This window comes from Xenorhabdus sp. Sc-CR9 (assembly GCF_963897815.1).
Taxonomy (GTDB): domain Bacteria; phylum Pseudomonadota; class Gammaproteobacteria; order Enterobacterales; family Enterobacteriaceae; genus Xenorhabdus.
The window spans coordinates 1-10,541 of the sequence record NZ_CAWQTY010000119.1; the positions used below are offsets into that span (position 1 = coordinate 1).

Annotated in this window: 10 protein-coding genes, 3 pseudogenes and 1 other annotated feature; all 13 genes and pseudogenes read left to right on the forward strand. The window is 42.0% G+C overall.

Features of this window, described 5'->3' with window-relative positions; all coding sequences use genetic code 11:
• Window positions 1–97: pseudogene (locus AACQ81_RS05845) on the forward strand (IS5/IS1182 family transposase); the annotation flags it as partial.
• Window positions 98–120: 23 nt separating this feature from the next.
• A pseudogene (locus AACQ81_RS05850) lies at window positions 121–411 on the forward strand (transglycosylase SLT domain-containing protein); the annotation flags it as partial.
• A 484-nt stretch (window positions 412–895) separates the two neighbouring features.
• Window positions 896–1,005: pseudogene (locus AACQ81_RS05855) on the forward strand (IS1 family transposase); the annotation flags it as partial.
• A 363-nt stretch (window positions 1,006–1,368) separates the two neighbouring features.
• Window positions 1,369–3,297 carry a threonine--tRNA ligase gene (gene thrS, locus AACQ81_RS05860; protein WP_237386575.1) on the forward strand — a complete coding sequence of 643 codons (1,929 nt, stop codon included), beginning with the start codon at window positions 1,369–1,371 and terminating at the stop codon, window positions 3,295–3,297.
• A 3-nt stretch (window positions 3,298–3,300) separates the two neighbouring features.
• Window positions 3,301–3,840, forward strand: a complete 540-nt coding sequence (gene infC, locus AACQ81_RS05865) for a translation initiation factor IF-3 (RefSeq protein ID WP_237386626.1) — start codon at window positions 3,301–3,303, stop codon at window positions 3,838–3,840.
• Window positions 3,841–3,938: 98 nt separating this feature from the next.
• Window positions 3,939–4,136 carry a 50S ribosomal protein L35 gene (rpmI, locus tag AACQ81_RS05870; protein ID WP_006118955.1) on the forward strand — a complete coding sequence of 66 codons (198 nt, stop codon included), beginning with the start codon at window positions 3,939–3,941 and terminating at the stop codon, window positions 4,134–4,136.
• Window positions 4,137–4,182: 46 nt separating this feature from the next.
• Window positions 4,183–4,539 carry a 50S ribosomal protein L20 gene (rplT, locus tag AACQ81_RS05875; RefSeq protein WP_010847342.1) on the forward strand — a complete coding sequence of 119 codons (357 nt, stop codon included), beginning with the start codon at window positions 4,183–4,185 and terminating at the stop codon, window positions 4,537–4,539.
• A gap of 110 nt (window positions 4,540–4,649) precedes the next feature.
• Window positions 4,650–4,772: a sequence feature (Phe leader region), on the forward strand.
• Complete coding sequence (gene pheM / locus AACQ81_RS19680) at window positions 4,654–4,698, forward strand: pheST operon leader peptide PheM (RefSeq protein WP_443089535.1); 45 nt, start codon at window positions 4,654–4,656, stop codon at window positions 4,696–4,698. It overlaps the preceding feature by 45 nt.
• Before the next feature lie 81 nt (window positions 4,773–4,853).
• Window positions 4,854–5,837 (forward strand): phenylalanine--tRNA ligase subunit alpha, encoded by a 984-nt coding sequence (gene pheS / locus AACQ81_RS05880; RefSeq protein ID WP_237386576.1) that lies wholly within the window; start codon window positions 4,854–4,856, stop codon window positions 5,835–5,837.
• A 14-nt stretch (window positions 5,838–5,851) separates the two neighbouring features.
• Entirely contained in the window at window positions 5,852–8,239 is a 2,388-nt protein-coding gene (gene pheT / locus AACQ81_RS05885; RefSeq protein ID WP_237386577.1) for a phenylalanine--tRNA ligase subunit beta, read from the forward strand.
• Between the two features lie 4 nt (window positions 8,240–8,243).
• Window positions 8,244–8,540 carry an integration host factor subunit alpha gene (gene ihfA / locus AACQ81_RS05890; protein ID WP_038233943.1) on the forward strand — a complete coding sequence of 99 codons (297 nt, stop codon included), beginning with the start codon at window positions 8,244–8,246 and terminating at the stop codon, window positions 8,538–8,540.
• 103 nt (window positions 8,541–8,643) lie between these two features.
• The gene (gene btuC, locus AACQ81_RS05895) at window positions 8,644–9,642 is read left to right on the forward strand and encodes a vitamin B12 ABC transporter permease BtuC (protein ID WP_237386578.1); all 999 of its coding nucleotides are present in this window, start codon (window positions 8,644–8,646) and stop codon (window positions 9,640–9,642) included.
• Window positions 9,643–9,716: 74 nt separating this feature from the next.
• Window positions 9,717–10,484, forward strand: coding sequence for a vitamin B12 ABC transporter ATP-binding protein BtuD (gene btuD / locus AACQ81_RS05900; RefSeq protein WP_237386579.1), 768 nt, complete (start codon window positions 9,717–9,719; stop codon window positions 10,482–10,484).
• The last annotated feature ends 57 nt before the right edge of the window (window positions 10,485–10,541 follow it).

Here is a 10,541-nt window from a genome sequence, read left to right on the forward strand (position 1 = left end):
AGCAGTAGCTACTCGGTATGACAAATTAGCAAGAAATTATGAAAGTCTCGTTGCTTTGGCATTTTCAATCATGTGGCTCCCTATGTGGGTCGATTGAAACATGTACAACAAAGGTCAACACGCTCTAATATTGACCTTGGAACCGCTTATATCAGTATCTTGAAAAAACAGCATTTGGATGGTATTTCCAATACAGAAACGTTGTATTATGCAACGATATTAGCTTACGTGAATGGTGCAGGAGCATTATTACGAACGTTTGATTCAAACCGGGCTTTGGCGATTAATAAAATTAATCGAATGACACCAAATGAATTTTATCGGTATGTTCAAAATAATCACCCTGCATCACAAGCTCCACGTTATTTATGGAAAGTGAAAAATGCGTATCGTGCTTTGGAATCTTATTAATTAGCTGATAATTATTATATAGAGGCTAATATCATGACAAAATATGTAAATAGTGTCATAAGTTCAATTATTTTGTCCCAATATAATATACCCATTGGATTTCAAGATATAAAGTATATAGCCATTATCCTCTTCAAAGAAGGTATCTTCCGTACCTTATACCGTTTTCGATCTGGTGTTGTTCAAACGCAATCAGATTACAAATAGTAGTCTGTTTTTTCATCACATCTAAAGTAAAATAGAGTTTGAGTTGAAAAATGCAACGCACTTTACGACAATTAGGCGTTTCCTGCTTGATTTCCGCCACAATCTTTTCTTTACCCATCAAAAATATAGATTTTCTTATCCCGATTTTTTATCACAGGCAAATATTATTAGTGGGTAATGTCACGCTTGAATATAAAAACATTTTTATTGATTGTATTTATGATGTGAATCCAAGAAATAATTTTATTTATTATAAGTGAGGTTCTTAAAAATCTATCTTTGTAATCGGATTAAGCGATTGAATCGTAAACACTCGGTTATTCAAAATCGCCAGAAATACATGACAAAGTCATCGGTATTTTTATTGAAAGAGAATATTATATTTAGAGTCAATCAACGCATTGAATGAGTGACCGGATTTTTAGGTGTATCTTCATCTTCAAGATAGTTATTTCTCTGGAGAATACTCGTCGGAAGCAGACTTTGATTTATTTCTCGTCAGAATAATAACCAACCAATTGATCAACCTGATTTAATGTCAAGATGAACTGTTTTAACACTTACTCTGTGTGATAGTATGTCGAACGAGTCAGAGCAAATGTACCGGATACTTTTTAATATTGTATCTTAACTGTGTACACATCTTGCGGAGTGAAGCAAGAACTTGTTTCTAACGTATTGTTTAAAGATGAATTTTATTTAATGCAAGTGATCTTTCGTGTGGGTCACCACTGTAGATAAGGATTTTAAATGCCTGTAATTACTCTTCCTGACGGTAGTCAACGTCAATTTGAGCATGCTGTTTCCATAATGGATGTAGCTCGTGATATCGGTGCTGGCTTGGCAAAAGCGTGTATTGCTGGCCGTGTTAATGGTGAATTGGTTGATGCCTGTGAATTAATCGAAACAGATGCCAATCTTGCTATTATCACCAGCAAAAATGAAGAAGGCCTGGAAATCATCCGTCACTCATGTGCTCACTTATTGGGGCATGCAATTAAGCAATTGTGGCCTGATACGAAAATGGCTATTGGTCCTGTGATTGACAATGGGTTTTATTACGATGTCGATTTGGATCGTTCTTTGACGCAGGAAGATATTGAGCTGCTTGAAAAACGCATGCTGGAACTTGCCAAAAAAGACTATGATGTCATCAAGAAAAAAGTTACTTGGCAGGAAGCTCGTGATGCATTTGCGGCTCGTGGTGAAGAATATAAGATTCAGATTCTGGATGAAAATATCAGCCATGATGATCATCCGGGGCTATATCATCATGAAGAATACGTTGATATGTGCCGTGGTCCCCACGTACCTAATATGCGTTTCTGCCACCATTTTAAATTACAGAAAGTGGCAGGAGCGTACTGGCGCGGCAATAGTGACAACAAAATGTTGCAGCGTATTTATGGTACTGCATGGGCGGATAAAAAACAGATTGGCGCTTACTTACAGCGTTTGGAAGAAGCGGCTAAACGCGATCACCGTAAAATTGGTAAGCAGCTTGACCTGTATCATATGCAGGAAGAAGCGCCAGGTATGGCTTTCTGGCATAATGATGGCTGGACAATTTTCCGTGAACTGGAAACTTTTGTTCGCACGAAACTGAAAGAGTACCAATATCAGGAAGTGAAAGGCCCATTTATGATGGACCGCATCATGTGGGAAAAAACAGGGCATTGGGAAAACTATAAAGAGAATATGTTCACAACTTCTTCGGAAAACCGTGAATATTGCGTAAAACCGATGAACTGTCCGGGCCATGTCCAAATTTTTAATCAGGGTTTGAAATCCTATCGTGACTTACCTTTGCGTATGGCTGAATTCGGTAGCTGTCACCGTAACGAGCCATCAGGCGCTTTACATGGCTTGATGCGTGTACGTGGCTTTACTCAAGACGATGCACATATTTTCTGCACCGAAGACCAGATCCTGCAAGAAGTCAGCAGCTGTATCAAAATGATTTATGACGTATACAGTACATTTGGTTTTGAGAAGATTGTTGTTAAATTATCAACTCGCCCAGAAAAACGTATTGGTACGGAAAAACAGTGGGATGAGGCAGAAGCGGATCTTGCTGAAGCATTGACCCAAAATGGTATTGAATTTGAATACCAACCGGGTGAAGGGGCATTTTATGGCCCTAAAATTGAATTTACTCTATATGATTGTTTGGATCGTGCGTGGCAATGTGGTACTGTGCAACTTGATTTTTCACTGCCAGCGCGCCTGAATGCGTCATATGTGGGTGAAAATAACGAACGTAAGGTTCCTGTGATGATTCACCGTGCGGTTCTGGGTTCTCTGGAACGCTTCATTGGTATCCTGACAGAAGAGTATGCTGGGTTTTTCCCAACGTGGTTGGCACCTCAGCAGGTTGTTGTCATGAATATTACTGATGGTCAGGCAAATTATGTACAGGAATTGGTAAAAAAACTTCAAGATGCAGGCATTCGTGCAAAAGCAGACTTGAGAAATGAGAAGATTGGTTTTAAAATTCGCGAACACACTCTGCGTCGTGTGCCTTACATGCTTGTTTGTGGTGATAAAGAAGTCGAGTCAGGAAAAGTATCTGTCCGTACTCGCCGTGGCAAGGATTTAGGCAGCATTGACGTCAGTGAGTTTAAAGAAAAACTGCTGACAGAAATACGCAGTCGCAATCTTCATCAATTGGAGGAATAAGGTATTAAAGGCGGAAAAAGAATTCAACCGGCGCGCCCAAATCGCATTAATGAAGAGATTCGCGCCTCTGAAGTTCGTTTAACTGGATTAGATGGCGAACAGATTGGAATTGTCAGTCTGAGAGAAGCTCTTGAGAAAGCTGAGGAAGCTGGTGTTGATTTAGTTGAAATCAGCCCAAATGCCGAACCGCCGGTTTGTCGTATTATGGATTACGGCAAGTTCCTCTATGAGAAGAGTAAATCAACCAAAGAGCAGAAAAAGAAACAAAAGGTTATTCAGGTTAAGGAAATTAAATTCCGTCCTGGTACAGATGAAGGCGACTATCAGGTCAAACTACGCAACCTGATTCGTTTTCTGGAAGATGGCGATAAAGCTAAAATCACCCTGCGTTTCCGTGGGCGTGAAATGGCGCATCAACAGATTGGTATCGAAATGCTTAACCGTGTTCGTGATGATCTGAGTGAACTGGCTGTTGTCGAATCCTTCCCCACGAAGGTTGAAGGCCGCCAGATGATCATGGTGCTCGCTCCTAAGAAGAAATAGTCAGGCAAACAAGTAATAGGTTCCTGTCCAGAAATTTGGGTGGGAGCCTATTCGCCTTACTAATTCGTTGTAATTAACAATGCGAAGTGGAAATTAAAATGCCAAAGATTAAAACAGTACGCGGCGCAGCTAAACGCTTCAAAAAAACTGCAAGCGGCGGTTTCAAGCGTAAGCACGCTAACCTTCGTCACATCCTGACTAAAAAATCAACTAAGCGTAAGCGTCATTTACGTCCAAAAGGCATGGTCTCCAAAGGTGATCTGGGCCTGGTTGTTGCTTGTCTGCCATACGCATAAGCGATTTTTTTAGATTAGAACTCAGAAGAGACGATAGGAGAAGTATATGGCTCGCGTAAAACGTGGTGTTATTGCCCGTGCACGTCACAAGAAAATTTTAAAACAAGCGAAAGGCTACTACGGTGCTCGTTCGCGCGTTTATCGTGTTGCTTTCCAGGCTGTAATTAAGGCTGGTCAGTATGCTTACCGTGACCGCCGTCAGCGTAAACGTCAATTCCGCCAACTGTGGATTGCACGTATCAACGCTGCTGCACGTCAGAACGGCATGTCTTACAGCCGTTTCATCAACGGCCTGAAAAAGGCTTCGATTGAAATCGACCGTAAGATTCTGGCTGACATCGCTGTATTCGACAAAGTAGCATTTGCTGCTTTGGTTGAAAAAGCGAAGGGCGCTCTGGCATAAGTCAGGTTAAAAGAGGGAGCTTGCTCCCTCTTTTATTTTTTCCCAAAATATGGCTTACTATTCGTCAGATTAACACTGGTCAGATCAGAAAGGGATGTAGGAGAGAATAAAATGATGCAATTAGCCTTTTTTCGTTTCTTTTTTTACTTTAGCGCCTGAAATCAGGGGGCTTTGCGCGTAAGAAAAGACACGAAAAACAGCGCTTGAGCCTCCAGTGTGGAGGCTTTTTTATTTTTATGGCCTCATTAGGAAATAGTTTGAGGACATAGTCGATAACAACTAAAGGGCCATCTGGCCAAAGGAAGAGGAAAACGATGTCACATCTTACTGAGCTGGTTGCAAAGGCAAAAGCAGCCGTAGAAGAAGCCCAGGATGTTGCCGCGTTGGATTTGGTGCGAGTTGAATACCTGGGAAAAAAAGGCCATTTAACCCTCCAGATGTCATCGCTGCGTGACTTACCCGCCGAAGAGCGCCCAGCGGCAGGGGCTGTTATTAATCAGGCAAAACAAGAAGTCCAAGAAGCATTGAATGAGCGTAAGGCCAAGCTTGAATCAGATGTTCTGAATGCACGCTTGGCAGCAGAAAAAATTGATGTTTCATTGCCTGGCCGTCGTATAGAAAATGGCGGATTGCATCCTGTTACCCGCACGATTGAACGTATTGAAACTTTCTTTGGCGAGTTGGGTTTTTCTGTTGAATCTGGCCCAGAAATTGAAGATGACTATCATAACTTTGATGCTCTGAATATTCCTGCGCATCATCCTGCACGTGCTGATCACGATACTTTTTGGTTTGATGCAAAGCGTCTGTTGCGTACCCAGACCTCTGGAGTACAGATCCGTACGATGAAAGATCGTCAGCCGCCAATTCGTATTATTGCGCCGGGACGTGTATACCGCAATGATTATGACCAGACACATACCCCGATGTTCCATCAGATAGAAGGGCTGATTGTTGATAAAAATATCAGCTTTACCAATTTGAAAGGTACACTGCATGACTTTTTAAATAATTTCTTTGAAGAAAATATGCAAGTTCGTTTCCGTCCTTCTTATTTCCCGTTCACAGAACCATCCGCAGAAGTTGATGTGATGGGCAAAAATGGTAAATGGTTGGAGGTTTTGGGTTGCGGTATGGTGCACCCTAACGTATTGAGCAACGTTGGCATTGACTCTGAAGTCTATTCTGGTTTTGCCTTTGGCATGGGAATGGAGCGTCTGACCATGCTTCGCTATGGTGTTACAGATTTGCGTGCATTCTTTGAAAATGATTTGCGTTTCCTCAAACAATTTAAATAAGGCGGGTATATCTCATGAAATTCAGTGAACTCTGGTTACGCGAGTGGGCAAACCCGGCCATTAGTAGTGAAGCATTGTCGGATCAAATCACCATGGCTGGTTTGGAAGTTGATGGTGTTGAAAAAGTGGCCGGTCAATTTCACGGTGTTGTGGTTGGTGAAGTTGTTGAATGTGGCCAACATCCAAATGCAGATAAATTGCGTGTCACAAAAGTCAATGTCGGTGGTGAACGCCTGTTAGATATTGTTTGTGGTGCGCCAAATTGCCGCCAAGGGCTTCGTGTCGCTGTCGCTACGGTTGGAGCTGTATTACCGGGTGATTTTAAAATAAAAGCCGCTAAATTGCGTGGAGAGCCATCAGAAGGAATGCTGTGTTCGTTTTCTGAACTGGGTATTGCTAATGACAATGATGGCATTATCGAACTGCCAGTGGATGCTCCGATTGGTGCGGATCTGCGCGATTACATGAAGTTGGATGATAATGCGATTGAAATCAGCATTACTCCAAACCGTGCTGATTGCCTGAGCATCATGGGAGTTGCCCGTGACATAGCAGTTATTAATAAATTATCTATGGTAGAACCGAAGATTGAGACGGTTAAATCAACCATTGATGCTACATTTCCTATTCGTGTCGATGCACCTGAAGCATGCCCCCGCTACTTAGGACGCGTTATCCGGAATGTGAACGTTAAAGCGGTAACACCGTTATGGATGCGTGAAAAGCTGCGTCGTGGTGGTATTCGTTCTATTGATCCAGTTGTCGATATTACTAACTATGTCTTGCTTGAATTAGGGCAACCATTGCATGCGTTCGATTTAGGACGTTTAGATGGTTCAATTATTGTTCGTTTTGCTGAGCAAGGTGAAAAACTTACACTGTTGGATGGCAGTGAAACCGAACTTTCTGCTGAAACACTTATCATTTCTGATGAAAAGCAATTACTTGCTATGGCAGGGATTTTTGGCGGAGAATATTCTGGAGTTAACGCTGAAACTCAGCATGTTATGCTGGAGTGCGCATTTTTTGCTCCACTGGCAATTACAGGTCGCGCTCGCCGCTATGGTTTGCACACTGATGCCTCTCATCGCTTTGAACGTGGTGTTGATCCACAGCTCCAACATAAAGCGATGGAGTATGCCACTCAGTTGTTGATTGATATTTGTGGCGGTGAAGCGGGGGAAGTCGTTGATGCTACTAGTGAGTCTTATTTGCCGAAACCAGCAACGATTACTCTGAATCGTCAGAAATTGGATCGACTGATCGGCCATCATATTGTTGATGAACAAGTAACTGACATATTGGCTCGTTTAGGCTGTCAGGTAACCGTACACACTGATAGCTGGCAGGTTGTTGCGCCTAGCTGGCGTTTTGATATGCAGATTGAAGAAGATCTGGTTGAAGAGGTTGCCCGTGTTTACGGTTATAACAACATTCCTGATGTTCCGCTGCGTGCTGATCTCGTGATGACTGCACATCGCGAAGCTAATTTGCCGCTAAAACGAGTCAAAACAATGTTGGTGGACAAAGGTTATCAAGAAGCGATTACCTATAGCTTTGTTGATCCTAAGATTCAGCAACATCTTCACCCGCAACAAGAAGCATTGATCCTGCCAAATCCAATTTCGGCGGATATGTCTGCAATGCGTTTATCTTTGTTGACAGGATTATTGACTACGGTTGCATATAATCAAAACCGTCAGCAAAATCGCGTCCGTTTATTTGAAACAGGGCTGCGTTTTGTACCGGATGAGCAAGCAGAACACGGTATTCGTCAGGAATTAATGCTGGCAGGTGTTATCGCAGGAAACCGTTTCGTTGAGCATTGGTCGATTGAAAAACAAGCAGTTGATTTCTTTGATTTGAAGGGTGATTTAGAATCTGTTTTAGAATTGACAGGTAAACTATCTAAGATTTCCTTCAAGGCAGAAGAACATCCTGCTTTACATCCTGGACAATGTGCTGGGATTTATCTGGAAAATAGTTATATTGGTTATATTGGCGTTGTTCATCCAGAACTGGAGCGTAAACTTGACTTAAACGGTCATACCGTGGTATTCGAGTTATTATGGTCTAGTCTGGTAGACCGCGTAATTCCTGAGATGAAGGAAGTTTCTCGCTTCCCATCTAACCGCCGTGATATTGCTGTAGTAGTGCCTGAAAATGTAGCCGCAGAAGATATTCTGGTTGAATGTAAGAAAGTTGGCGTAAATCATATAGTTGGCATAAACTTATTTGACGTGTATTGTGGTAAGGGGGTCGCGGAAGGCTATAAAAGCCTTGCTATTAGCTTAATCTTGCAGGATACCATGCGTACACTGGAAGAAGAAGAAATTGCTGCGACTGTCAACAAATGCGTTGCTGCATTAGAACAGCGATTCCAAGCATCCTTGAGGGACTGAACTTATGGCGCTTACTAAAGCTGAAATGTCAGAAAATCTGTTTGAGAAACTGGGTATTAGCAAACGTGACGCTAAAGATCTAGTGGAGATGTTCTTTGAAGAAGTGCGTCGCTCTTTGGAGAATGGGGAGCAGGTTAAGTTATCCGGATTTGGCAACTTTGATTTGCGAGACAAAAATCAACGTCCAGGTCGCAATCCAAAAACAGGCGAAGATATTCCGATTACAGCTCGCCGTGTTGTCACTTTTCGCCCCGGCCAAAAGTTGAAAAATCGGGTGGAGAAAGCCTTACCCAAAGAATAAAGACATAAAAAAAGACCGCGTAATGCGGTCTTTTTCTTATCTCTCATATCCGATTATAAATCGGATGCTTTTTCTCCTGTTCCCTAAATGGTCTCATATCACTATGCACCCTTCTGTTTATGAGCTGATAACATTCCAAAGAAAGCGTAACTATAAAATAGTTGTTATTTTATCTGTTTTGCTCACCATTCTATTCGTTTTGTCATTATGCGCTGGGGAAATTTGGTTCTGGCCTGATCAATGGTTATCAGATTCTGCTCAATTATTTATTTGGCAATTGAGGTTACCCAGAGCGATTGCGGTGGTGGTCGTTGGTGCAAGTTTGGCCGTATCAGGGGCCATCATGCAGGCTTTGTTTGAAAATCCGCTGGCAGAACCAGGATTGCTTGGAATAAGCAATGGTGCTGGCGTTGTGGTGGTCGGTTTAATCCTTGCTTTTCATGGTATGGCACCATTATGGATATTGAGTATAGGTGCGGTATTTGGCGCACTTTTCATGACTGCTATTCTGTTGGAATTTGCCAGAAGACACCAAGTAACTAATGCGCGTCTGTTATTGATTGGAGTTGCCTTTGGCGTAATATTTGGAGCCATGATGACATGGATGGTCTATTTCAGCACTAGTTTAGACCTCCGGCAGCTAATGTATTGGATGATGGGTAGTTTTAGTGGTATTGATTGGCGTCAAAAATGGTTGGTTATTGCATTGCTTCCCGCCATTTTATGGTTAAGCAGCAAAGGTAATATTTTGAATTATTTATCACTTGGAGAGTTACAGGCCAGGCAGCTGGGGATATCTCATCATAAGTGGCGTAATTTATTTGTTGCAGTGGTTGGATTATTAGTTGGATTGAGTGTTGCCCTTGCCGGAGCGATAAGTTTTATCGGTTTAGTGATCCCTCATATTTTAAGATTGATCGGCCTGACAGATTATAAAACCTTGCTTCCTGCCAGTGCGTTGGCGGGAGGGAGTGGTTTATTGCTGGCTGATTTATTCTCCCGCCTGACATTATCTCACGCGGAAGTACCGATAGGTGTTGTTACTGTAACGTTAGGGGCACCAATTTTTATATGGCTTTTATTAAGAACGCGCCATTATTAAAAAATATACACAAATATGTGCTGTGCCAGCTAATGAAAACCAAGATATGAGGCGTACAAGGTGAGGATAATAACGTGTCTGTACAGCCGATTGTGGTACTAAATAATGTGACTGTTGATAACAGACTGAGTTCACTGTCTGCATCTGTTATGGCTGGAGAGCAAATTCATTTGGTTGGATTAAATGGCTCAGGAAAGAGTACCTTGCTTTCAGCTATTGCGGGGGTTTTATCATATAGTGGCACAATTCATTTAACTGATCGGAATTTGAGAGATTACCGGCAACACGAACTGGCAAAATATCGGGCTTGGTTCTCTCAATCAGCATCTACTCCCATCATGCCCGTTTTTCAGTATCTAGATATGTTCCGCCCTGAATCAGTCCCGTTGGCTCAAAGTGAAAAAGTACTATATAGGCTTTGCCAGCAATTGAAACTTCTTCCGTTACTTTCTTCTCCGACCGGACAATTATCAGGTGGAGAATGGCAGAGAGTCAGATTGGCGGGAACTTTTTTGCAAGTATGGCCGGAGTTGAATCCCAATGGAAAACTACTTCTGCTTGATGAACCAACGAATAATCTTGATATTACCCAGCAAGCCATTTTGGATAAATTAATCAAAGAGTTTTGCTCATTGGGAGGATCGGTAATATTGAGTAGTCATGATCTTAACCACACTTACGAACAGGCCAGCGGAGTATGGTTACTCTCTCATGGCAAGTTGTTGGTATCTGGTATGCCGCAGAATGTTATGACCGAACGAAATTTATCAGAAATTTTTGAGGTAAATATTAGACATATCAGAAATAGCCGCTATAAATTATGGAAGGTCAGCCATATGTGATTTTTATAAATTAGATCACCATAATTGATTGCTTTTTATCTACTTTAGGTGTCTTGG

What these genes read in the sequence shown, in the direction of transcription:
- thrS (WP_237386575.1), top strand. Translation starts at nt 1,369, where the DNA reads ATGCCTGTAATTACTCTTCCTGACGGTAGTCAACGTCAATTTGAGCAT.
- rpmI (WP_006118955.1), top strand. Translation starts at nt 3,939, where the DNA reads ATGCCAAAGATTAAAACAGTACGCGGCGCAGCTAAACGCTTCAAAAAA.
- rplT (WP_010847342.1), top strand. Translation starts at nt 4,183, where the DNA reads ATGGCTCGCGTAAAACGTGGTGTTATTGCCCGTGCACGTCACAAGAAA.
- pheS (WP_237386576.1), top strand. Translation starts at nt 4,854, where the DNA reads ATGTCACATCTTACTGAGCTGGTTGCAAAGGCAAAAGCAGCCGTAGAA.
- pheT (WP_237386577.1), top strand. Translation starts at nt 5,852, where the DNA reads ATGAAATTCAGTGAACTCTGGTTACGCGAGTGGGCAAACCCGGCCATT.
- ihfA (WP_038233943.1), top strand. Translation starts at nt 8,244, where the DNA reads ATGGCGCTTACTAAAGCTGAAATGTCAGAAAATCTGTTTGAGAAACTG.
- btuC (WP_237386578.1), top strand. Translation starts at nt 8,644, where the DNA reads ATGCACCCTTCTGTTTATGAGCTGATAACATTCCAAAGAAAGCGTAAC.